This window comes from Phocaeicola vulgatus ATCC 8482 (genome assembly GCF_000012825.1).
Classification (GTDB): domain Bacteria; phylum Bacteroidota; class Bacteroidia; order Bacteroidales; family Bacteroidaceae; genus Phocaeicola; species Phocaeicola vulgatus.
In genome coordinates, this window is record NC_009614.1 from 4,565,517 (window position 1) to 4,589,201 (window position 23,685).

At 45.6% G+C, this 23,685-nt stretch carries 17 protein-coding genes and 1 pseudogene; 6 read left to right on the plus strand and 12 right to left on the minus strand.

All coding sequences use genetic code 11. From position 1 onward, the window contains the following. Window positions 1–103 precede the first annotated feature (103 nt). The 3 genes from BVU_RS18530 to BVU_RS18540 are packed head-to-tail and all read right to left on the minus strand — an operon-like array spanning window position 104 to window position 1,567. On the minus strand, window positions 104–1,033 hold the full coding sequence (locus BVU_RS18530) for a HipA domain-containing protein (RefSeq protein ID WP_012055828.1): 930 nt from the start codon (window positions 1,031–1,033) through the stop codon (window positions 104–106). After that, a complete protein-coding gene (locus BVU_RS18535; RefSeq protein ID WP_012055829.1) occupies window positions 1,026–1,364 on the minus strand; it encodes a HipA N-terminal domain-containing protein in 339 nt (112 codons plus the stop codon). Before BVU_RS18535 ends, BVU_RS18530 begins: the two co-directional genes overlap by 8 nt. Next, window positions 1,361–1,567, minus strand: coding sequence for a helix-turn-helix transcriptional regulator (locus BVU_RS18540; RefSeq protein ID WP_012055830.1), 207 nt, complete (start codon window positions 1,565–1,567; stop codon window positions 1,361–1,363). Before BVU_RS18540 ends, BVU_RS18535 begins: the two co-directional genes overlap by 4 nt. Window positions 1,568–2,476: 909 nt before the next feature. Here BVU_RS18540 and BVU_RS18550 point away from each other — a divergent pair. Further along, a complete protein-coding gene (locus BVU_RS18550) occupies window positions 2,477–3,820 on the plus strand; it encodes a helix-turn-helix domain-containing protein (RefSeq protein ID WP_012055833.1) in 1,344 nt (447 codons plus the stop codon). A gap of 141 nt (window positions 3,821–3,961) precedes the next feature. Here BVU_RS18550 and BVU_RS18555 read toward each other — a convergent pair whose 3' ends face one another. The 9 genes and pseudogenes from BVU_RS18555 to BVU_RS18595 form a co-directional block, all read right to left on the minus strand. Next, window positions 3,962–4,978, minus strand: a complete 1,017-nt coding sequence (locus BVU_RS18555) for a hypothetical protein (protein WP_012055834.1) — start codon at window positions 4,976–4,978, stop codon at window positions 3,962–3,964. 41 nt (window positions 4,979–5,019) lie between these two features. Then, window positions 5,020–7,356, minus strand: coding sequence for a TonB-dependent receptor (locus tag BVU_RS18560; RefSeq protein ID WP_012055835.1), 2,337 nt, complete (start codon window positions 7,354–7,356; stop codon window positions 5,020–5,022). Window positions 7,357–7,453: 97 nt separating this feature from the next. Then, window positions 7,454–7,786, minus strand: coding sequence for a hypothetical protein (locus BVU_RS22920; protein WP_008640858.1), 333 nt, complete (start codon window positions 7,784–7,786; stop codon window positions 7,454–7,456). 106 nt (window positions 7,787–7,892) lie between these two features. After that, on the minus strand, window positions 7,893–8,414 hold the full coding sequence (locus BVU_RS18565) for an IbrB-like domain-containing protein (RefSeq protein WP_005798034.1): 522 nt from the start codon (window positions 8,412–8,414) through the stop codon (window positions 7,893–7,895). A 5-nt stretch (window positions 8,415–8,419) separates the two neighbouring features. Then, the gene (locus BVU_RS18570; RefSeq protein ID WP_012055836.1) at window positions 8,420–9,700 is read right to left on the minus strand and encodes a DUF3440 domain-containing protein; all 1,281 of its coding nucleotides are present in this window, start codon (window positions 9,698–9,700) and stop codon (window positions 8,420–8,422) included. After that, on the minus strand, window positions 9,697–10,101 hold the full coding sequence (locus tag BVU_RS18575; protein ID WP_005798039.1) for a hypothetical protein: 405 nt from the start codon (window positions 10,099–10,101) through the stop codon (window positions 9,697–9,699). The genes BVU_RS18570 and BVU_RS18575 overlap by 4 nt, the downstream gene beginning before the upstream one ends. Window positions 10,102–10,513: 412 nt before the next feature. Continuing rightward, window positions 10,514–12,118: a RagB/SusD family nutrient uptake outer membrane protein gene (locus BVU_RS18585; RefSeq protein ID WP_009291524.1), complete on the minus strand. Its 1,605-nt coding sequence runs from the start codon at window positions 12,116–12,118 to the stop codon at window positions 10,514–10,516. Window positions 12,119–12,137: 19 nt separating this feature from the next. Then, window positions 12,138–15,135, minus strand: a pseudogene (locus tag BVU_RS18590) (SusC/RagA family TonB-linked outer membrane protein). A gap of 87 nt (window positions 15,136–15,222) precedes the next feature. After that, window positions 15,223–15,687, minus strand: a complete 465-nt coding sequence (locus BVU_RS18595) for a beta-barrel fold lipoprotein (RefSeq protein WP_012055839.1) — start codon at window positions 15,685–15,687, stop codon at window positions 15,223–15,225. 834 nt (window positions 15,688–16,521) lie between these two features. Here BVU_RS18595 and BVU_RS18600 point away from each other — a divergent pair. The 5 genes from BVU_RS18600 to BVU_RS18620 all read left to right on the plus strand — a co-directional run bounded on the left by BVU_RS18600 (window position 16,522) and on the right by BVU_RS18620 (window position 23,639). Then, window positions 16,522–16,713, plus strand: coding sequence for a hypothetical protein (locus BVU_RS18600; protein WP_011964977.1), 192 nt, complete (start codon window positions 16,522–16,524; stop codon window positions 16,711–16,713). Between the two features lie 232 nt (window positions 16,714–16,945). Then, window positions 16,946–20,041, plus strand: coding sequence for a SusC/RagA family TonB-linked outer membrane protein (locus BVU_RS18605; RefSeq protein WP_012055840.1), 3,096 nt, complete (start codon window positions 16,946–16,948; stop codon window positions 20,039–20,041). Window positions 20,042–20,069: 28 nt separating this feature from the next. Continuing rightward, window positions 20,070–21,707, plus strand: coding sequence for a RagB/SusD family nutrient uptake outer membrane protein (locus BVU_RS18610; RefSeq protein ID WP_011964979.1), 1,638 nt, complete (start codon window positions 20,070–20,072; stop codon window positions 21,705–21,707). Between the two features lie 166 nt (window positions 21,708–21,873). Beyond that, on the plus strand, window positions 21,874–22,278 hold the full coding sequence (locus tag BVU_RS18615) for a hypothetical protein (protein ID WP_011964980.1): 405 nt from the start codon (window positions 21,874–21,876) through the stop codon (window positions 22,276–22,278). Between the two features lie 5 nt (window positions 22,279–22,283). After that, window positions 22,284–23,639: a hypothetical protein gene (locus tag BVU_RS18620; protein WP_012055841.1), complete on the plus strand. Its 1,356-nt coding sequence runs from the start codon at window positions 22,284–22,286 to the stop codon at window positions 23,637–23,639. Window positions 23,640–23,685: the final 46 nt, after the last annotated feature.

The window sequence follows — 23,685 nt, forward strand, 5'->3', positions numbered from 1 at the left end:
TCAGTTATTCGAAATTTTCGAATAACTGTCCCTCCGATGTACCATAAAAGCTACAAGGAAGAATATTCTAAGCATTGTGTATTTTACCGTTTTATAGTCTTTGTTAAAGCCTCGCAAGCCGTCCTTTCAATAATTCGCCATACTTTTCTTTTAATTCAGCACTTAGGAAAGAGTTTTGAATGATAGTCTCAAACTTGGGCAATAGTTTGATATATTTATTTATCAGTCGTTCTACAATCACATTCTCTATACCTAGCATGGAAGCTGATCGAATAAAATCCTCTCTTTGAAGCTTTTTCTTCCGACCATTCAAAGTCAATGCCAACTCTTCGTCATCCTTGGGATTGATGATAGCCGCATTTAGCAAATCATAAGCAGGGGTTAAACGTATCTTATCCGCCACCTCATACAAAGAGAAGTTTTTCAAGTGCATGTCGTTATTCCCTGTCAACCAAGAGAAAAGCACCAACTCAAAGAAATTGGTAACATCCATCTTTGGTAAAGACGAGTATTTCAAAACGACCTTGCCGACACGTTCATAACTGCTCTTGTATTTGTGCTCTGTTTGCCTTTCCGTCAGTTGGCACATATCTTCCATCGCAATCTTCTCTCCGGTAGAAGTCCTGTCTATCCGGCGGGTAAGATAGCATAGCGTATCATCTGCCATCCGCATCAGCGTATGAGGAACAACCTCAATACGTGCCACCTCAGCAAGGTGCATGGTTAAATCCTCAACCTCAGGCATCATTTCATATTGCGAGGTCTGTGGTTTACAAATATAACCGCCCCATAGCCCGACAATAGTCAATCTTTTACAGCCCTCATGTTCCTTCAAATGCAAGGATAATTTCGGCTGAACACCGGTCAAAGAGGTTTGTTCTTGAATGATTTGCAGAGCAAGCTGATCAAGTTGTTCTGTCGTATAATCAAGAACAGGCAATGTCGTTGTTCCGAAAAACTTTTTTATGCAAGCCGTGTGCATGTCCTTTTCCCCCTTTAAGAGCGGACGATAACAATATAAGCAATTACACATGGCTTCCCTCCTTTTCTTCCAATGGAATAACGCTTACTGCTCCGATACAATCCTTGCAGCATGTCAGCAACAACGACATCCGGTCAAGAATACTGATGTCTGTATTCCTCAACGCAACATCCAACAACCATCCTTCAGGAATCAAACCATCGAAAAATGGAAATAGTACATGACTTGTATATGCTTCCTCCTGTAAAGGCAATGTCATGCTAACCGCCTTTGCCGTTTCCGAAGAGAGATATTCCGGCAAATAGCGGAATTCATACCCGGCATCATTTTCTGTCAGAATACCTGCCAATTGGTCTTTGTAAAATATATGGGCTTGTCTCATTGATTATCAGTTTTAGAAGTGGCAACCATTTCATAATTGAAAAAGGCAAGGAGCTGGTTCACTTTATCGAGACGTAGCGTTTCCTTGCCCTGTTCAAGGTCTCGCACAAAGCGCAATCCTACTCCCGACTTCAACGAGAGTTCTTCTTGCGTCAGATTATATTGCTTTCGCAACATTTTGACCGTAGTAGAAAGATTATTCATAGCATCATACTTTATACCTTTTCGGGTACAAAGTTAGCATAAATATTCGATATTATATCAGTATGGGTATAATTTATTGTTTCACCACTGCAATTATATCAGACAGGGTATAATTCAATGAGGATTGAGATGTTAATACTAAGGCTAAAAACAAGTACAACGCAATGGTTCTACACTTTTCCAAGCGAATAATTCAGATTTGCTGCACTTTTTCCAGCGAATAACGCCCAAATGAAAACACTTTTTCAGACGAATAAATCATGTATTACCACATTTATTCAAGCCAATCATATATTTTCGTGCAAAATTTCAGTGCAAACCACAGAAATTCCAAGAAAACCACTACCTTTGCATTCAACAAGCGTTCTGTAACATACCTGCGGAAATGCCCTATCACTCAACACATTGTATCTGATAGCGGACATTCCACAAAAGGACTGAAAAGAGGCGGTACAACACGTATATGCAATACCATGAAATACAGCGGTTTGCATTTGTCCCCACATTCTGTGTATTTGTCAAAACAGAGGTTGTACCGATTAAAATGAATGGTCGCTGATAATCAATGATGTAAATATGCTGCATCGGTAAGTAGCTGATTATCAACAATATTACAATATATCGCTAACTGTCTGAAAGCCACCGTTTTGGTGGCTTTTTTCATTTTAACACTTTCCATTTGAAACTTGTTACAACCAGTTTTTAAGGGTAAATTTGGCTCAAATATCGTTCCTATCCCTAAATTTTGCGACCAAATGGCAATCGGAAAATGACATATATGGCACCTTATGCAAAAACTGCAAAAGTGATAAATGTGCGCCCGTTGACATGTTGGACACCTCGTGAAAATTCCTGCAAATACCTGAAAATTGCTGCAAAGGAAATGGACGATTTTAACATGCCAAAAAAATGAAGATATTAAAGAAATGTTTAACATGTGGAGCAGAGTTTATTGCATCCAAGATGTCAAATAAATACTGCTGTAGAGAGTGCGAACGTGACGCATCTCGCAAACGTGAAGCAAAACGTAAAAAAAGTGTCCGGGAAAGTGAAAAAGAAGCAGCTCTTGATAAAGAAAGAGACGCAGTTGCTTCACGACCATTTTTGACACCCTCAGATGTTGCCTTATTACTTGATATGAGTGTTAGCACTGTTTATAGATGTTTCTACTCCGGAATCATCAAGGCAGTGAGAATACGTAGAAAAACCCTTGTCCGTCGTGAGGATCTTGACAAATACTTTGAGGATGCAGGACCTTATAGAAAAAGAAGTTACAAGCGTAAGCAAGAACAAGAATACTATACCCTACAAGAGATTATGGATAAGTATAAAATTGGACGTAAAGCTGTATGGGGGCGTTGTGACAGATTAGGCATCCCTAAAGTTTACGAAGGGCGTAATACTTTCTACAGTAAAAAGCTTATTGACGCAAATTTCTCTGAGCTTCTTGATGTCATCGACATTGATAACTATTACACATTGAGTCAAATCATGGAAATGTACAATATGACTCAGGGTGCGACTCTTTGTTTTGTAAAATACCATGCGGTTCCCAGGGTAAAGAGAAATGGCAGGTCTTATTATTCTAAGGTTCATATAGATTGTATAAAACACAAGACCGATGAAATTGATCCTGACTGGTACTCTTATGAAGAAGCTATGCAAAAGTATGGCATAACTAAAGATCAGGTAAGTTATACTCTAAAGACCTATAGCATTAAGACTGAAAAGCGTGGAAAATTCACCATGATTTATCGGACGGATTTTGATAATATCATGCATCAACGTCTTCAAAATTCAACTCCACTAATAAAGTCAAATGGTGATGAAAAGGTTGTTTTCACGGCAAAGCAACAGGAAAAAATCTGTCCAGCAACTCCTGAAGGATACTATTCTACTGATGAGGTAGCAGAGATGTTTAAAATATCAATAAAGCATGCTGGAGTTATAACAAGAGAGAACAACATACCTAAGATAGCACTGAAAGGATTTAATTTCTATGAGAAGGGATCCATTGACCTGTTATACAACAAAAAGAATAAGTATGCAGAAATCACAGACTGGATAACGCCAGAGGAAATGCGTACAACATTTAAAATGACAGCAGATGGTGTACGCTCTTTTATTCATAGACATAAGATTCCAGCAAAGGTTGAGTATGGTAGTACCTATTATTCCAAACAACACATAGAGGAAATAAAGAATGGATATTTTGTTGGTAGAGACAGGTATTATTCCGTAGAAGAATGGTAAAGCATGTCCCAATACATCCCCAAGTAAACCACGGGGATTAAGCATGGCAGATGGGATTTTTTCATTGCACAAGACAAAAAAGGCGGCCCCACCTGCCGCCTGTAGATTGATAAAGAGAGAATTCCATCCTACGCAAGATGATCAAAGCCATATGGATCCAGCTTCCACATCCCCCGCCTGGTAGGTATAGGAAATGAACTCCTCAAGCGCCTCCTTCCATGTAAGACTGAAGGTTTTCATGATGGAGTGTAGCGTGCGGTTGCTGTCTTCATCCAGGCTATCCTCCCCGATCAGGTTCACATCTGCCTCCGGGTCCACATCAACAAACTCCTCGCGGCTCCAAAACACCACTACCGGGATGCTCAGGTTAATATCCCATGTTCCACGCTGGATCAATACCCCGGAGGGCTTGTAGAACGGGTCAAAGCCGTTTGTCTGCGGGTTCTTTTTAGAATTGTAGCCGTGATACAGGCGGAGTTTCAGGTCAAACTCCTTGCGGTCCTTCAGGAACCGGATAACTCCTTTTAATCCTACCGGGTTAGTGCTTCCCGTAATTTCCGCCTCGTTGTCATGTTTGGTCTTGTCCCAGGGCGTGGTATCCACATAGAGATAATCCACCAGTGCCTCCGGATCATTGTCGTCAGCTTCCGGTTTCCCGTCAAAGGTAGGTCTCACGTTCTCCGGGGTGAAGAAATGCTGGTGGATATTCTCCTGCCCGTTCTCCACGAACTGGCCGTTCATCAACTCTCCTTTGGAATTGTAGTAATAGATAAACATCAGGTAAACCGGGGCCGGGGTAAAGTTGTTTCCATTTTTATATTCGCCGTTTTTCTGAACGTAAAACTTGCCCTGGCTTCCTTCAGCAAGGGTCCATCCACTGCCGGTCTTCAGTTCATAAGTGATCTCCTGGACACGTTTCATATACCTGGCCGGGGATTCCGGATTTTGGTGGGAACCTCCGGCCTTCTGTATCTCGTTCCAGTCAGCGTGCAGGTGGCATTCAACGAGGCGGACGGTCATTTTTGCCGGGTCCTCATGCAGTTTGTTCTTCGTCTCGTCTTCTGGTATTACAGGATCCTTGCTGCAAGAGTTCAGCGACAGGACAAGGGACACTCCTATCAGAAGTGCCCACACGGTTTTACATGCAATTGTTCTCATTTTTCTTTTTATTTATTAGTGTTGATTATAGTTGTTATAAATTAAAAAATCCAGTTTACACCGCAACGCACATCACGTCCCATATCATGCGCATAGTAACGCGAGCGGTTGGTGTATTCCTTGTACTCACGATTCAGGAGGTTGTCTGCCGACAGCATGAACCGGACCTGGTGTCCCCGTTTCACGGGAAGTTCAAGAGCAGCGTCGAACCCGAGGAGATGGTACGCCGGGGGAGTATACGGGATAAGATCCGTGTCCGGATCAAACCGCCTCTGTTTTGCGGTGAAACGGTGCCTGATGTTCAGACGCAGCCTGAGATGCGATTTCGTCTCGTGTATCCACGCAAGTTCATGGCTGAAACGGAAGGAGGGAATATAAGGAAGATAATTACCCTTTGTCCGTTCGTTTGCCCGTATAAAGGAGACGACGGCATGGTAGTCCCATGAACCGCCCGGAGTGAAACGCAGGTCAAAGTCCATACCGCGGAAGAAAGCCGGGGTCTGCCTGTACTGGAAGACCGGGTATGCTCCCGAAATCACGGTGACTGTCTCTTTCTCCGGCCCGTCATAGATATAGCCGTCCACCCATTGCAGGTAACCGTCCAGACAGACGCTGAACATCCCGTCGCCGTAACGGAGGGAAGATATCCATTTGTAGCTTCTTTCCGAGTGCATCGCAGAGTCTCCCCTGACAAACATCCCAGACCCGAGCTCGTTCCCGTTGCTGTACAGTTCATACACGTGAGGGGCACGCCAAGCCAGACCGAAGTTGGAGGTGAGCCTCCAGCGTCTGGAAAGTTGATAGTGTCCTCCCAGGCTGTAGGACACGTTGTTAAACTTTCTTGTCCCGCCATAGGGGCTTCCCGTCCAGTCATAACCACTGGCACGGGTTTCCTGCATATCCAGGCGGAGGCCTGCTTCAACGCCTCCCCTGGCCAGGTGATATTTCCCGATTCCGTATATCCCTGCCTGTGTCTCCGTGTAGTTCGGGATAACGGGCACGAATCCGGTACCCGCGCGGCTGTGGTTCTCGATGAACATGACCTGACCTCCCGCCTCGACTTGCCAGGAGCGGTAATCCCGCTTCCAACGCAGAAGATGCTGGAATGAATTCAGGTGCAGGGAAACCGCCGGAATGTTAGAATCCAGCCGCCGGACACGGTTTTCCTGCCTATCGTCCTTCTGCCAGGTACTTTGCCAGTGAATACTTCCCCCCTTCTTCATGCCGAGCCGCATCCTGCCGAATGTGATCTGATGGGTGACCTCCTGGCAGGGAGCCCTGATACCACGGGAGAAGGGATCCGTGTGCAGGGGGCGACCAAGCCGGATACGTTCCGCCAGCAGGTCCTCGCTACCCATCTGGGCGCTGAGCATCACCCCTGTCCGGCTGTAGAAGCGGCTGTAGAAACCTTCCACTCTCAGACGTCCGCGGTCATAGCCCAGAGAGGCGGAAGCGTGATACTCTCTGGTTCCCGTGTTGTTCAGAAGATAGTGCGCAGTGGAACGGTCCCCGGAATTTGACCAGGTTCCCTGCAGACGCCAGGCGAAATCACCGGGAAAAGCACCTTCGAGCTGTCCGGTAGCCACGTAGCGACGCCCGTTACTTCCGTAAAGTGCGGAGATTCCCCCTTGAAGGGAGCGTTTTCTGAAAGGAAGCGGAGACTGCTCCATGACGATAATCCCTCCAAGGGCATCCGAACCGTATCTTACCGCATCGGAGCCCTTGATTACCGAAACAGAGGAGCTGCCGTTCATGTCCACTTCGGGAGTGTGGTCGGCCCCCCATTGCTGCCCGGTCTGGCGGGCACCGTTATGGATAATCAGTATCCGGTTCCCGTACATTCCTTGGATAACGGGTTTGGATACAGTGGTTCCCGTGCTGATGGAACTTACCCCGCTGACACGTTCGAGCAGGGTGGCAAGCGAGGTTCCCAGCGCGTTCCTGATCTCGGGAGATGAAAGGCGCCGGCTCACCACGTTGGGTGACGCCCCGGCACGTTCACCGGTCACGACCACTTCCCCGAGTTTTTGTATGTCCGGGGAGAGACATACGGTATGTATGCTGCTTTCTTTGAATACCTCGTTCAAAGGCACACGCCGGGAACCGTAACCCAGGCACTGCACGAGGACCGTATCCATGAAACACGTTCCATGACCGAAAACAATCATTCCACGGGGGGAGCTGACAAGTAACCGTTCCCTGGTCAGGATATAGGCCCCTTCAATGGGAAGCCCGCTTTCCTGGTCAATGACCAGCAGAGTATCGCGTGTACCCGTCGATTGCCGGTCAGCCTGTACCCGTGCTTCCATGGGAGAAGGGAGGGTACATAGGCAGACAACAAGCAGGCACACATACTGGAGATATGCATGAAATGTCATACTTGAAAAAATATAAACGGGTTATAATCTGTTAAGACAGGACATGAAAAGCCCCTGCACGCAATCACAGTGATGGCATGCGAATCCCTCAAGGGAGTTATGACAAACACACAGGGGGTGCACGGAGGAAATGCGGGAAAAGAATGACGATGACATCTGTTTCCCCGGAGATAAGATACCTTACAGGCCTGCCAGTCGGAATATAATCGTATATAAAAATCCCTGCCTCGACAAACGGGGAGAGCGTAAAGAGACAGATGGTACAATTTTCAGGAGAATCGTGACGGGAGTGTCCCTGTTCGTTATGGGATACGCACGAATGTTCCCCGTGAACATGAAAAGCTTTCACGAGGAAAAAGGGCATCAATGTCAGCAACAACATACATGCTATGACAGCCCGCTGTCTCTGTCTTTTTTTCGTACGATCCATTAGTTTGCAAAATTAACGGTTTTAATCATCACTCGCAATACCTACAAATAATGATTTGCAAGCATAAACACCATGTATATTTGTTACGGATACCAGACAGACCGTTTTATTCCTCCAACCAGTCGTCCGAGAGCCCGAAACTCCTGTCACGAAACAATTCAGCCAGACCTGAGATTTGTTTGAAACGGAGTAACTCGTTCTTGTCCATGCCTATGTTGCGCATGATCCAGCTGTCGGACATACCCGATTTTGACAGTTCCGCCACAATACCTGTCATAAGTTCCAGCGAGTGCATTCCCCTGGCCCTGTTATGACGGATAGTCGAGGCCATCCTGTTCGAGATGTCTTTGTTTATGACCGTTACAGGCAGCAATCCGTTCTCGCGCTTGTAAATCCTGACGGATGTTTTCATAACCAGATAGCGGTGGTAACCGTCAACCAGCTCGTAGATATCCTCTTCTTCCCGGTAATAACACACGAGGGGCATCGTGTAACCGTCTTCCCAGATGGACAGTTCCAACAGCTTCATCTCCGGGGGAGCAACGACATTCGGGTTATAGCTGTTGGCCACGATTTTCTCGACTGGCACGGCCTTGACGTTATACGCCGGACTTTTAAAACTTGACATGACAATCACAATTTATATCTTTTCAAAACTCTCTCTTTCATCTCCCTCTCCCGTTTGGTCTGCGTGAAACCCATATACTTGCAGGTATGATCGTTTTTCAGGATGCAGACGCACATTCGTTTGTAAGTGGGTATTTCACGAAATTCAGGGATATCTATCTCGTCTATATACTCCATGCGGACGGGCCTCTTGTCAGTCCGGTATGTCGTGCATTCTTCCACCGTGAACGGTACACCGGCCGCACGCAGCTTCCCGATCGTTTCCTCTCCCAGGCAGCCTCCTTTTTCTCTCCAGAATTTCTGGCTCACCCTCAGTTTCTCCAGGTAGTTCTCCCTTATCGCCCGGGGAAGCGTGTCAAGGAGGAAGTACATGTACTCTTTCCACGTGAACCCGTCCGGACAACTGATGGAGCGCCAGCCCATCGCAACCGTGTTCCCGTACATTCCGGCGAAACTGACGCCGTTGACCCGGCTGACCATGCGTCCCCAGGTATCCGGATCAATAACTTTATAAAGATGTAGGGTCGAAACGGCCTGTGAGATAAACGGGCTGGCCACCCTCTGGCGGGACAAGGGAATCCCGGCCTGGTAATACAAGTCATACAAACGGTTATAATCCCAACCATACCGGGCATACCCCGTCCACACGTCCGTTGTCTTCCAGTCGTATATCGGGTAGGCGTTATAAGTGTAATATCCTACACGGTGAGTCCACTTGTAGTTGGCCAGCTTACGGTAATTCTTGTCGGAATGAATCGCCCGCCACCGGTTGAAGCTCTCCTGCGTGCGGATCCCCACGAGGCAGCAAACACGCTTGCATCCCTTCTTACGACGTATCCAGGAAGGGAAAAGAGACTGGAAGTCGTAATCCCACAGGCTGTCGTTCCAGAAATCAAAATCTTTCACGGTAAGAGCGGTGCCCGGCATCTGGCGAACCCAGATATTCTGGTACCCCTCTTGCCAGGGACGCCAGTACTGCTGGTACATGGAAGTACATGTGGGTACCTTGAAGGGGACACAACAGTGGAACACTTCAAGGATATCCCGGTTGTTGGAAAACATCCTTTCCACGTACTCCGTGCTCTGGCGGTACTGCACCTCGTAATCCATGTGGAACACACCCAGTTTTCTACCGGGTGCATGCATGCGGATATAATCCATGCACAAATGGAGAAGGATACCGCTATCCTTGCCACCGGAAAAAGAGACATACACGTAATCAAAATAGTCAAAGATGATCTTCAATCTCCGGTTGGCGGCCTCGTGGACATCCATCCGGCGCATCATGCCCCACCTCCTTCATGATAACGCATCTTGACATACTTCTTCCACTCGACACAGGGGATAAAATTCTTCATTGAAAAGTCTTCCACGTGACGTTCGTGTACAACGGCCACAAGGGAACCATCAGAAGAAAAATCATGGATAATACGGTCCAATAACACCTCTATTACAGAGGAGTTATCCCCGCTAATATAGTAGTTATCTATGCAATTGTTTGTCAAGGTCATTTTCACGGGCATGAATCCCAACACCCTTTGCTCATCCATGGCAATGTACCAGACATGGTTACGCGTCGTTTTGAAAGGGTAATTATTATTTTGCCGCAATACGGCCGGGTTCATTACCAAAGGCGCGACAAGGTCAAAAAGCCGACCGTCCAATCCTTGTAACTTCAGAATGTTCATGATTCCAATCCGTTATTACTAAAAATCGAATGTGTACCTATTATGCGTTTGTCCATGATTTCCGGCATTATCATGCCGCAAGCACGTTACAAATGACTATCCGCAAACATGGATATCAATGGGGACGGGAATGATACCTCCTGAGTTTCCAAAAGGGAGAAAAACATAAGAATGAACAATAATGCCACGGGAACGATCTCCACACCCCATTCCCCTATCAGCTCAAAAGTCACGTGCAGGTCACATACCCTTCTTTCCGAAAACATATGACCGGAAAGGCAGGAGCAGAGAACACGGAAAAAACAATTCAAAATTTAGTACATGATATTAAAAAATTATACATTGAAAATCAGAGGAGCGACCCGCCAATCAACTGGTGATTGGCGGGTGCCCTCTGGCTTAAAATAAAAAATCACCTTACCAGATTCGGGTTTTTCTGGGAATCCATATCAGGATATGGAAGATACATCAGATTGTCACTCCATGTCCTGTTCGTATATTCTACAGACTCCTTTACCAGGATCCCGTCGGCGACTTCAACAGCCGTGTTCTCCGCTCTTTCCTTAAAGGTGTCTTTCAGTCTGTTCATACGGAACTGGTCCGCACGGCGTGTGACAAGGGCCACCCAGTAGCCTGCCACCTCCCAACCATGCTCCTTATAAGCCGCTTCGGCAAGGTCATCTGCAGAAAGTCCGGTGAGCGGTTCCAGTCCGGCACGCTCGCGGACATCATTCAGACACTTGAATGCCAACTCGTCCGTCTGCCCCGTCCTGGCCTTGGCTTCCGCATACCACAACAAAACCTCCGAATAACGAATGATTCTATGCCGATGGTCATTACACATGTTCTGACTGGCCGGTTTTGTATAATCATACGGGGCACTGGTATTCACTTTTGACGCAGGATCCCAGTTGACGGAGAATATACTGAACATGGGGTGATGTTCCGGAACGACAGGGGTACCGTCCTCCTTCAACTCCCACCAGTCAACCAACGTTCCGTCTTTCAGACGAATCTTGGGATCATAAGTCGCATCTTTTCTCGGACCGTCAGGAAACTCCTTCCAGAAACGAATTTCACCCCAGGCGTCTCCCCAGCCGCCCAGCGATTCAAACTGGTTACATGAAGTAAGCTCCGAATCCTGTGCCCAATCCACGAACGGTGAATAGTTTATGCCGAGCACCGTCTCATTATTATAGTTATTGCTCATAGCATACACATCTTTGTAATCCTTATCGAGCTTATACTCGTATTCACCTCTGTTCACACCCTCAATGACCTCCTTCGCCTTTTCAGCAGCCTTTGCGTAATATTCCGTTTTGTTCATCGGCCAGCCGGCCATAGCCATATACACTGCTGCCAAAGTAGATTTGGCTGCCTGCCGGGTTACATACACATTCACTCCGTTCAGAAAGCGGGGGCTGCCACTGTAACCCGTAGGCAATACGGCCTCAGCTTCGGTCAGGTCCTGCACAATATGACCATACACTTCTTCCACGGGGGATAGAGGTTTGGTATAATCATCGTTGACATTGTCCAGATTCATCGGCAGCGGTCCCCAAAGTCGCACCAGGGTAAAATAAGCGTATGCCCTCCAGAATTTAGCCTGCCCGAGGGCGATATTTATCTCATCTTGAGTGGTAGGTGTTTTAGAAGCCCCCTGTATGATCAAATTGGCAGCCTTTACAATGGCATAATGCATGTTCCACGCATCTTTGACACCCTTGTTGTTGTTTGCTGCGGCAAACTTGTCCATTTCTGCGGCAGGCTGTTTGTTGCTCCCCGGATTGGTCGTTATATCATCCCCCTGCCACTGGGGCAGCTGCATGTTCGTATATACCTGTGAAAGATTGACTTTCTGGTAAAGGGCATATATGCTCATGTTCAATTCATCCTGGGTAGAGAAGAAGTTTTCCGGAGTGAGTTTTCCCCTGGGATCTTCCGTTAAGAAATCACTGCACGACATCAGTGAAAATGACAGGGCAACCATAGTGCCTGCTATTATTTTTATTTTCATAAGTTCTTCTATTTTAGATTTAAAAATTCATCCGGAGACCGAATGTGAATGTTCTTGGGGAAGGATAGGCTCCCATGTCAATACCCGCGTCAACGTCAACGCTGCTGTTCGAGAAGGTAGTACCGGCCGGATCCATCCCCTTGTACCCGGTTATTGTAAAAAGGTTCTGACAGCTGAAAGTAAGCCGCAAATCAGCGAATCCCGTTGTCTTTTTGGGGAAAGTGTATGAAAGACTGATATTCTCCAGACGAAGGAAGTCCGCGTTCTCCAGCCATTTGGTTGAAACCGGCTGCAGATTATTTCCACCTTCGGTCAGGCTCGGGTATGTTGCCGAAGAGCCAATCTTGTCGAATCCCTTCAGATAGGCGTCTGCCAGAGTTACAAAGCGGGAATTCCCTTCGGCCGAAGCCATCGTATATCTTACAAGATTCAAACGTTTGGCTCCGAAAGATCCGTTGAAGAACAGGTTCAGATCCCAGTTTTTATAAGACAGGGAGTTATTCCATCCCAGGGTGAAATCGGGATTGGCCTTGCCGATGACCTTGCGGTCGCCACCGTCTATCATCTGATTTCCATCTACATCCGTGTAAGTGTCATGTCCGTTTTCATCCAAGCCGGTCCATTCATATCCCCAAAAAGTACCGATGGCCTCACCCGGCTTGATAATGGTGGCATAATCAACCATACCGGCAGCCGGACTGGAGCCGTTGATGAAATCATTCTCACCACCGGAAAGGCGTTCCACGCGGTTCTTCAAATAAGTACCGTTCAAGGTGGAGGTCCATTGGAACCGGTCATTCTGCATAATCCGGGCGGTCACGCTCAAATCAATACCACGATTACTGATTTCGCCGTCATTCACCCAAAAAGAGTTACCGCCGACATATCCGGGGATACTTCTTTTAAGCAACGCATCTGTAGTACGCTTATAGAAATAGTCCACACTGAAATTCAGCCGCCTGTCGAACAGGGAGAACTCCAGACCCAGGTCGAACTGCTTGGTCTTCTCCCACGTAAGCTCGGGAGTCGCTATGTCATTTGCCCAATAACCGGTAAAATTACTGTTGGTTCCAAAATTGTATGCAGTAGCACTCATAAGGCCCATGGTCGCGTAAGGACTGATGGCCTGGCTACCCACAATACCATAACTGGCGCGAAGTTTAATGTCCTGAACCGAGGAAACATCCTTCATGAAATCCTCATTGCTCAACGTCCAAGCTGCGGCAATAGAAGGAAAGTACCCCCATTTCTTTTTGGCAAAGCGAGAAGAACCGTCGGCACGAAATGTTCCGGTAAGCATATAACGATCCTTAAAATTGTACATGACACGGGCCACTCCCGACATCAGCGCCCATTGCTCGTAACCATTGTTTGCATCACGAGAGGAAGCCATACCCACATTCCACCAGCCCACACCCTCGGTCAGCAGGTTGTTACCGGTTATACCCATTGTCCTGGTTTCGGAGGAGGTCACCTCATATACAGCCGTGGCTGTCAGATGATGGTCATTCCAGGAACCTGTATATGTCAGATTGTTGGAGCTTTGCAGCATCAGACGATAAGTATCGTTATTGCCCATACCACTCTTGGTCCCCACTCGTTTGGAGCTGAAACTATAACTTTTCCCGTCATAATAGTCTACGCCATTGGTTGTGGTGAATGTCAGCCCCTTCATTATATCAAGGCGCAAATCAACACGTCCGTTGAAAACATTGGTCATTGTCTCTCCCGACTGCAACTTTAGGATACCGACCGGGTTGGAAGCTATGGAATTATAAGTATCGGTGTTATAGTTCCCGTTTTCGGCCATCATCGTCATGGTAGGCGAATAGTTCAAAGCAATCCAGATCGGATTATCCTTACCGGAGGCAAAAGATCCCCCGCGACGCACACCGTGGGAAGCATTGATGTCAGCCGTGATATGCAGCCAGTCGGTAAGCTGTGAGGAAAGATTCGCCTTCGCCTGATAACGCTCGTTCTTCGATTCAATGACCACACCTTCCTGGCTCATGTAGTTGGCGGAAATGTAATATTGGGTCTTCTCGCTACCATTGGAAAGAGCCAACTTGTAATTCTGGGTGATCCCCGTACGGAAAATCTCATCCTGCCAGTCGATGCCCCCCCGTTCCGTTCTGATAGGATTGCATCTCTTCGTTTGAGAAATCAATACCTTTGACCTCCTTGAGCGCCAGAGCGTAATCGTATGCTCCAAGGATATCGTATCTCTTATATACATTGGAAACTCCCACTGATGCGTCGAACATAATTTCACGCACACCGGCCTTACCAATCTTGGTAGTGATCAGAACGACCCCGTTCGAACCCCTGGAACCGTATATGGCAGTGGACGATGCATCTTTGAGAACCTGCATCGAACGGATGTCCTCGGGATTGATACCGTCCAAACCGCTTTCGCGGACGATTCCGTCAACCACATACAAAGGGTCGTTGCTTTTGCTGATGGAGTTAGCACCGCGGATGCGGATTTTCACGCTTCCCCCGGGGACGCCGCTGTTCTCAACATGAACGCCACTGACACGCCCCTGAAGAGCGTCTGCAACCTGGGTTATAAGCTGGTCCTTGAAATTTTTGTTGTCCAGCACGGCTACGGAACCGGCCATATCCGCTTTTCTTACAGCACCATAGCCAATAACAACCACCTCGTCAAGGACTTCGGCATCTTCCTTCAAAACGATGTTTAACGGTTCACCTGTCCAGGCTATTTCCTGGCTCTGATAGCCGACATAAGAAACAACAATTATATCCCCTTTTTTTACGTTCCTAAGGGAAAAATCACCGTCAAGTCCCGTAATGCTGCCGTTTGTCGTCCCTTTGACAAGTACGGATGCGCCGATAATGCTTTCGCCATTGGCATCTTTGACAACTCCTTGACAGATATCACTCTGTTCGATAATTTGTCCCCTCAGGGAAGGGTAGTCAGGGAACGCATAAACCTGCATCCCACACAATAGCGAGAGCGACAGAATTGCTCCCGCTGTTTTTTGAAGTGTATTCATAAATTATTTAGTTAGGAAAAAAAGTTCGATAAGAAACATGTTCAGGCGTTATGCTCTTTTCAATACAAGTTCTGTATTCTACCCGGATCATATCTCCTTGGTTGAAACGCTGAAAGTTTCAATAAGGGTATTACCATCTGTTATATATTCTTTTTCCAAACGGTTAACCTCCTTGTCGTCAATGTAGCCTATTACTGTTATATGAAGCCGTTTACCCGCCTCCGAGATACTGGAAACCGAACCGGCACAGGTCATGAAAAACGCATTCCCATTTGTACAACAAGACATAGTTGCCGTCCTTATTTGGGCAGAATAGGAATCACCAATGTATTCTCCCTTGTCATTGTACAACTTGGCGGGACCACCCTTGTCAGCACCACCGATACTTACACTCACTTCAAATGAATCTGTGTCACCGGACTGTTGGATTACAATTTTATGAATTCCTGTCTGAAAATCAGATGCGTTTTCTGTTCGTTCATTGTCACATCCTACAAATATAAATCCGGCCAAGAGCAATACAACACTCCATAATGTGAATTTACTTTTCATATTTATATTTACAACAATAATTGATAAAAATAATATATCTATAAATCTTGCCAAGAAGAATATTAATCATCTAAGGCAAACAAATTATCTAATTAACAACAATATATTTATTGAATATAATACGCAGCCCATTATTTATTGTGCAAAGAAAAAACAAGATAAAATATTATTGATTATCATTTTAGCCCTATAATTTATCAATATGGCCTAATAGTTTGGAATATATAAACAAAATATTATACAATAAGATAAATACATCAAATAAAAATACCTTAGATTTATATTACAAAGGAGATGATTATGGCAAATTTCTATGTTTCATGTAATGTGTCAAAGTATAATAAGAGAAATAGAGAGGAGCTGTAAGGTTATTTTAGGACAAGTCAATTCATTGGTGCAAGGTGCAGCTATATCTGTATATAGCTGCACCTTGCACCAATGAATTACATCCTAAAAATCAATGATTTACATTTTTAGTAACAAGAATAGGTGCAAATCCTTTTTTGCACTTATTCTGTTACTTACACTTTTCTTGTTTTTCCGTTTACACAGAAAACTAAAAATCTCCTGTTTTTTTCTTTTTCGGTCAAAATTAGTATATTTGTATCAGTTCTAAAAGTGAAGCAAAGCAATGCACTGAAATTAGCACCGCTACCAAATCGCTACCAATTACCAGGCTTATCGCTCTTTACGCTTTATCAATCAGCCGATTAAAAGAAAATCTTAGTTTTTAGAATAAAGATCTCACATGAATTATGTGCTTCTTCATCTTTGTATGCTGTTGACATCAACTTTGAATGGTCCAATATTCACTCCAATGGGCTTCCAGAAGAAATGTATATAAACAAGTACTGCCCAGAAATTATCAATGGAGTGACAGTTCCTGCATCGTTCTCGCCCCCTGACTCGCTCAATATCCATGCAATGTTTTTGGATGGCGAGCTACAATACCGGAAGAGTCCCCAAACAGTCCCCGTCCAGTTTAATCCTGAAGCAATGACCCTGACAGGTGGTCAAGAATATTAGTACAAACTTCAATAAGACATGTTATCAAATTTGTTATAATCCATAATGGGGACCAACTTTCCGGATACTTATATAATTGTATAATTTCCATTTCAACTCAAACTTTTTCATCTGTTATTGCGTCTCTTTAAAAATTATTATATATTTGCGACGTTAATTTAAATCAAATTGAAATTATAGTTATTAAAATTTTAAATATCTATAGTTTTAATAAACCTCAAAACTCAATATTATGTTAAAAAGACTGCAATCTGTTAGTATGGTATTATTCCTTGGAACTTTATTCTCCGGAACAATTTCTACAGCTACGGCCTCTGGAGCAAATTCTTTTGCGACCACACAGCAAGCGGGAATATGCAAAGGACTTGTGAAAGATGCTACCGGAGAGTCTGTTATTGGAGCCTCTGTTGTAGTAAAAGGTACCACTAACGGAACAATTACCGATTTTGATGGTAATTTTAGCCTCGATGGGATTAAGAAAGGAGATGTGATTGTAATCTCTTATGTGGGATATCAGACACAAGAGATTAAATGGAACGGCAGCCCGCTGAATGTTATCTTGAAAGAAGATTCAAAGACTCTAAGTGAGGTTGTGGTAGTAGGTTATGGCACACAGAAAAAGGCGAATCTTTCAGGTTCTGTTGCTATGGTAGACAGCAAAGAGTTGGAGAATCGTCCTATTCAGAATGTATCCAGTGGTTTGCAAGGTTTGATGCCGGGTGTTGCTATTACAGGAACCAACGGGGCACCGGGGCAGGATGCCGGCAAAATCCGTGTTCGTGGGATCGGCACATTGAATGAAGCGGGACCTTATATTTTAGTGGATGGCATTGAAACCGGTACATTGAGTGCGGTCGACCCTAATGACATAGAAAGCATTTCTGTATTGAAGGATGCTGCTTCGGCAGCAATTTATGGTTCTAAAGCTGCCAACGGTGTTGTTTTGATAACTACCAAACGCGGCAAGACCGGACAGACTAAAATTTCCTACAGTGGTTATCTAAGTTTCCAGAATGCAACGAATATGATTGAGCGTATGGGGTCATACGAATACGCATCCCTGCTGAATCAGGCATTGGAGGCTGAAGGTATGTCGAAGCGTTTCAATGATACCGAGCTGCAAAAGTTTAAAGACGGGAATGACCCGCTCTATCCGGATACCGACTGGTATGACCTGGCATATAAGACGGGTGTTCAACATCGCCATAATGTCAATATCAACGGTGGTTCTGAAAATGTAAAATATATGGCCTCGCTGGGATATTTGAACCAAACAGGTATTTTGCCTAACACAGGGCGTGAACAGTTTAATGCGCGTACCAATCTGGACATGAAGATTAATAAACGTTTGAGTGCGCGCATGAACCTGTCTTTCATTAAAAATGATTACAGTGACGCCAGTTCCGCCTACTACGGGGGTAGCTCGGATCAGATCATCAGGCAGTTGAATTTGATCGCTCCTTGGATTGTAGCCCGCTATGATGACGGCACTTGGGGCACAATTTCAGACGGCAGTCCCATTGCCTGGTTAGATTCGGGCATGAAGGTGAACCGTGACAATTATAATTTTTCGGGGATGGCCGCTGTAGACTATGAAATATTTGATGGCTTAAAATTAACCTTGCAAGGTGCTTACGTCAACAATTTACAAAATTACAATTATTTCCAAAAATATATAAAGTATAATGAGAATAAAGAATCTGATCCCAGTCAGTTGGACGAGCGTTTTTATAAATGGGACCGCACAAACTATGACGCCTTATTGAACTACAATAAAAATTTCGGCAAGCATAATATTAAGGGTCTGTTGGGATGGCATACGGAAAAATATAATTATAAATATCAGAAAGCCGTCCGCAAGAAATTCCCTAATAATGAATTGACGGATATGAATGCCGGTGATGCTTCTACCCAAAGCAATGAAGGGTATACAGCTGAATTGGCAATGATTTCATGGTTTGCCCGTATTAACTATGATTTTGCAGGTAAATATCTCTTGGAAGCCAACATTCGTGCGGACGCCTCTTCCCGTTTTGCGGAAGGTCACCGTTGGGGATATTTTCCTTCTTTCTCGGGTGCATGGCGCATCAGCGAGGAAGCATTTATGGAAAGTGCAAAAGACAGCTGGTTGTCCGGACTGAAAATTCGAGCTTCTTGGGGGCAGCTGGGTAATCAGGATGCATTGAGTGGCAGTAATAATGACTATTATCCTGCCTTGAACACGTATAATCTCGATTCCAAATATGCATTTGGAGGCTCTTTGAATTCTGGTTATTATCAACGGAAATATCGTCTGGAAACCATTTCATGGGAAAAAGCCTCTACTTGGGGAGTCGGCGTTGACTTTACTTTATTCAATAAACTGAATGGTTCTCTGGATTATTATAATCGGAAGACTACTGGTATAATTATGGATGTGACAGTCCCTAAAGAATTTGCTTTGGATGCCTATAAGGATAATGTAGGCTCTATGAGAAACAGTGGTATAGAAATAAATTTAAGCTACAATACAAAAATAGGTCAGGTTGATTTCGGAATTGCGGGCAATTTCTCTTACAATAAGAATGAAATTCTGGATCTGGGAGGCGGCGACCCTAACAAGTACCTGGATGCTACTGATGGTTACAGCCAGCGTAATAAGGTAGGTGAAGCAATGAATTCCTATTATATTTATAGGGCGGATGGATTTTTTAATTCTCAAGAAGAAGCTGATGCATATACGGCCAAATACGGTAATCCTTTCGGTAAAACTTTCAAGGCAGGCGATTTGCGTTATGTGGATACAAATAAAGATGGTAAACTGACAGCTGATGACCGTGAATATTGTGGAAGTTCCGATCCTAAAATTATTTACGGATTCAATATAAATGCGGGCTGGAAAGGAATTGACTTATCATTGATGTTCAATGGTGCGGCGGGTGTGAAACGCCTGTTTGACGGATACGAGGTGTATGGTAATTTCTCGGGTGACGCTGCTCATCCGGCTACTATTTGGAGAGATGCCTGGACACCCGATAACCATGATGCCTCCATGCCACGTATTTTTTACGATACAAACTCGGCCAGTAGCAGCCGTTCGGTACAATCGGATTTTTGGTTACAAGATACAAGTTATTTGCGTCTGAAAAATTTGCAGTTGGGATATACTTTGCCGAAAGGCTGGTTGAATTCGGTTGGTGTTGAGAATATCCGTATTTACTATTCTGTAGAGAATCTATTGACTTTTGATAAGATGAAGATCAATATAGACCCTGAATCCACAAGCCAACGGCTGTCTTCCTATCCTCTATTACGTACTCATGCATTCGGCGTTAATGTTACATTCTAAATTGTTATAGACTAAAAAAAATGGAATTATGAAATACTTGAAACAATATATGATCATAGGAGCGGTGACAATGATTACATCTTGCTCTGATTTTCTAGATACAGCTCCATTGGATGCCCTGTCTCCTGCCACTACGTGGAAAACCGAGGATGATGCCCAAAAATTTGCTATCGGGTGTTATGGCGGTAATAACTACGATACTTCCAGCTGGGAAGATGGTGGCAATATCTTATATCTCGACTGCGGGTCGGATTTTGGATATAACAACTTTGAATGGGAAAACTATAAGACCATTGGCAACGGTACAATGACTCCGTCAGGGGCTGTTGCAAGCTTTTATGATTTCTCAGTCATCCGCCGTTGTAACACATTCCTGGAAAAGGTAAAGGAGATCCCATTTTCCAATGAGCAGACCAAAAACGATTTGATCGGTCAGGTCCGTACTATTCGCGCTTATCGCTATTTTGTTATGAACTGGTGGTATGGAGGAGTGCCTGTGATTGACAACTATAACTCAGCAGATGAAGCTAAAGTTCCCCGCAAGTCGGAGGAGGAAGTGAAAAATTACGTCAATACAGAATTGGACACAGCCATCGGTGAACTGAATGCATCTCCCTCTGAAAGGGGACGGATCGCAAAGGGCGCTGCTATGGCAATCCGAATGCGCAGCGCACTGTATTATGGTGATTATGTGAAAGCAAAAGAAATGGCCGAGGCCATCATGAATTTGAAACAGTACGATCTGGAACCGGACTACAGTAATTTGTTCAAAGTTGCCGGTCAGGACTCAAAAGAGATTATTTTGGCTGTTCAATATGTGAATTCCACTTTGGAATTGGGCACAATAGGCCAGATGTATAATAATGGTGACGGTGGCTGGTCCTCCATTGTTCCGACTCAGAACCTGGTGGATACTTATGAAATGGCTGACGGCTTGACCAAAGAGGAATCCGGCTCTTATGACCCAAACCATCCGTTTGCCGGTCGCGATCCACGTATGGCCATGACCATTATATACCCAGGAATGGACTGGAATGGCACTGTAGTCAATACACTGGACAAGACAATCAATGGTAAGGATAATGCAAACTATCCTCCTTCTGCGAACAATGCTTCAAAGACCGCCTTAACCTGGAGAAAATATTTGGATGAACAATATGCTAATGGTATTTGGAACACGAATGCCTGCCCTATTGTAATCCGCTATGCAGAAGTGTTGCTTACTTATGCGGAAGCAGTCAATGAACTTTCTGGTCCGTCTGCAGATGTTTATGACAAACTGGATCTGATTCGTGGACGTGTAGGAATGCCGAAAGTGGATCGTGAGAAGTATGCTTCAAAGGAAACATTACGCCGGCTGATCCGCCGTGAACGTGGGGTGGAATTGGCCGGGGAAGGTGTGCGTCGGGCTGATATTCTGCGCTGGAAAGATGATAATGGAAAGATGGTTGCAGAAACAGTCCTGAATGGTGTTTTGGAAAGGGTTGTCGGAACTGTAAATTATGCCGAGACTGATCCGACGAAACGTGCGGAGATTGACACGAACGCCCCTGCTACTGACAAGAAGATTGAAGACCGTGTATTCAAAGTGCATAATCGATACAATCCAATTCCTCAGGGAGCTATTGATAATAACCCGAATCTTGAGCAAAACCCCGGGTATTAATACAATGACAGTATCGGTCTTTTGTAATTAGAATGGAAATCCAATAAAAAAATGGAAGGTGTGTCGTAATACACGATGCACCTTCTTAATTTTTATTAAGCGCAATACAATTGCAGTGTATTCTCCTATCATTGTATCCGAAATATAACATAAAAAAGAAACTACCATGCCAAATGAAAACAACCTGTTGCCGGAACATGCACAACTTGCAGCAGTTCTGGACAATCCGGACGCAATCCAAAGGATCAAAGAGCCGACAGAAAAAGTACAGATTGCCGCCGTACAGAAAAAGCCGGAACTTGTCCGGCTGTTCACCAACACTACGGAAAAAGTACAGCTTTCCGCCGTAATTGCCTCTCCTGAAAGTGTCCTTCTCATGCAGGCCCCATCCCCCCTGGCCTGCTTCACGGCCGTGGAAAGGATGTTCAAGGCGGACCTGCCGCCCACAACCGGTATTCTGGCCGCAGCCCGGAGGCTGGTATTCCGGATGAAGGGGAACAGGAAACTCGGAGAACCGGATACGGAAGCCGTAAAGGAGTTTTTTGATGAAGTCAAATCCTTTAAACATTGAAAGCCATGCCTACAATCCTGGAACACCTTGCCGCGCTGTTCGACAAGGACATGAGGGCGGTATTGAGCAATCCCCGCGCCATCAGCATGATCGCCAACCCTTCCGCCCGTGTCCAGATGGCCGCGGTCAGAAGGGACAGAAGTGTCATCTGCTTTATTGAGAAACCGACGGAAAAGGTACAGCTGACAGCTGTCAGAAACGCACCGCACAACATCCATTTCATCACTTCGCCAAGTGAGAGGGTACAGCTGACGGTCATAGGCATCAGGCCTTCCTATGTCGGCTTCATCCCAAACCCTACGGAAAAAGTACAGCTGAAAGCCGTCGAGAAGAGACCGGAATGCATCTTCCTGCTGCAGAAGCCCGCAGAAAAGGTACAGCTGACGGCCGTCCTGAAAGATCCCCGGTATCTCTCGGCAATCAGGGAGCCGACAGAAAAAGTACAGCTGGCAGCCGTACAGAAAAATCCGGAATGCATCCGTCATATAGCGGAACCGACGGAGAAGGTGCAGCATATGGCCGTCCAGAGAAGTCCGGATATCTTCCGGCAGATCAGGCAGCCTGAGGAAAGCGTGCGGCTGGCGGCGGTGCAGGCCAAGGGAGAGAACATCAGATACGTGTCCGCCCCGTCCGAGGCTGTACAACTGGCGGCTGTCAGAAACGATCCGATGAATATCCGATATATAGAAAACCCTACGGAAAAGGTGCAGTCTGTCGTTCTGAACGCAGACCGGGATGCGGCACCGTTTATCAGTTCGCCTACAGAAGAGATCAAAAGACTGGCGATGGAAATGTACGGCCTCAGACTGGAAAATGCCGCCGGCAAGGAGGCGGCAGCGGCCCGGACATCCGAAACCTCCGGAAACTCCGGAAAGAAAGCGACGGAGGGCGTGGCAAAGAAACCCTCGGCAAAGCAGGTCAAAGAGGCGGTGGAGAAACTGGATAGCGAGATCAGGGAAATAAACAGGGAGTACTTCCAGGCCACTTACGAGGCGCAGTACTCGGACAACGCCGCGGAACGGGAAAGCGAGATCTCGGCTGCCGGGAAAAACAGGGAGAAGAAGCTTGTCAAAGCTTATGAAAAATTCAACTCGGCAGCCGTTCCGGAAAGGAAGGAATGCAATGTGGGGAAGATTGTCAAAGAACTACGCAAGGAAAGGGTGGCCGTGGAAAACATGAAAGCCGGGGAATGGCACTCCCTGATGAAGGGGAAGGCCGTACAGCCGCCCCTTGTTTCCGGCGCATCCGGAGCCGCAGGAAAAGGAAGCGCACTGATGCTTGCCAGAACACCCGCGGGATATGCACTGAAGGCGGCGGGCACCATAAACCAGGCAAGCCGGCAGGCCAATGCGGAAATGTAAGTAACATTTGCATTCTACATATATCACTTGTTTACTTATTTACTTT

What these genes read in the sequence shown, in the direction of transcription:
- BVU_RS18530 (WP_012055828.1), bottom strand. Translation starts at nt 1,033, where the DNA reads ATGTGTAATTGCTTATATTGTTATCGTCCGCTCTTAAAGGGGGAAAAG.
- BVU_RS18535 (WP_012055829.1), bottom strand. Translation starts at nt 1,364, where the DNA reads ATGAGACAAGCCCATATATTTTACAAAGACCAATTGGCAGGTATTCTG.
- BVU_RS18540 (WP_012055830.1), bottom strand. Translation starts at nt 1,567, where the DNA reads ATGAATAATCTTTCTACTACGGTCAAAATGTTGCGAAAGCAATATAAT.
- BVU_RS18550 (WP_012055833.1), top strand. Translation starts at nt 2,477, where the DNA reads ATGAAGATATTAAAGAAATGTTTAACATGTGGAGCAGAGTTTATTGCA.
- BVU_RS18555 (WP_012055834.1), bottom strand. Translation starts at nt 4,978, where the DNA reads ATGAGAACAATTGCATGTAAAACCGTGTGGGCACTTCTGATAGGAGTG.
- BVU_RS18560 (WP_012055835.1), bottom strand. Translation starts at nt 7,356, where the DNA reads ATGACATTTCATGCATATCTCCAGTATGTGTGCCTGCTTGTTGTCTGC.
- BVU_RS22920 (WP_008640858.1), bottom strand. Translation starts at nt 7,786, where the DNA reads ATGGATCGTACGAAAAAAAGACAGAGACAGCGGGCTGTCATAGCATGT.
- BVU_RS18565 (WP_005798034.1), bottom strand. Translation starts at nt 8,414, where the DNA reads ATGTCAAGTTTTAAAAGTCCGGCGTATAACGTCAAGGCCGTGCCAGTC.
- BVU_RS18570 (WP_012055836.1), bottom strand. Translation starts at nt 9,700, where the DNA reads ATGATGCGCCGGATGGATGTCCACGAGGCCGCCAACCGGAGATTGAAG.
- BVU_RS18575 (WP_005798039.1), bottom strand. Translation starts at nt 10,101, where the DNA reads ATGAACATTCTGAAGTTACAAGGATTGGACGGTCGGCTTTTTGACCTT.
- BVU_RS18585 (WP_009291524.1), bottom strand. Translation starts at nt 12,118, where the DNA reads ATGAAAATAAAAATAATAGCAGGCACTATGGTTGCCCTGTCATTTTCA.
- BVU_RS18595 (WP_012055839.1), bottom strand. Translation starts at nt 15,687, where the DNA reads ATGAAAAGTAAATTCACATTATGGAGTGTTGTATTGCTCTTGGCCGGA.
- BVU_RS18600 (WP_011964977.1), top strand. Translation starts at nt 16,522, where the DNA reads ATGTATATAAACAAGTACTGCCCAGAAATTATCAATGGAGTGACAGTT.
- BVU_RS18605 (WP_012055840.1), top strand. Translation starts at nt 16,946, where the DNA reads ATGTTAAAAAGACTGCAATCTGTTAGTATGGTATTATTCCTTGGAACT.
- BVU_RS18610 (WP_011964979.1), top strand. Translation starts at nt 20,070, where the DNA reads ATGAAATACTTGAAACAATATATGATCATAGGAGCGGTGACAATGATT.
- BVU_RS18615 (WP_011964980.1), top strand. Translation starts at nt 21,874, where the DNA reads ATGCCAAATGAAAACAACCTGTTGCCGGAACATGCACAACTTGCAGCA.
- BVU_RS18620 (WP_012055841.1), top strand. Translation starts at nt 22,284, where the DNA reads ATGCCTACAATCCTGGAACACCTTGCCGCGCTGTTCGACAAGGACATG.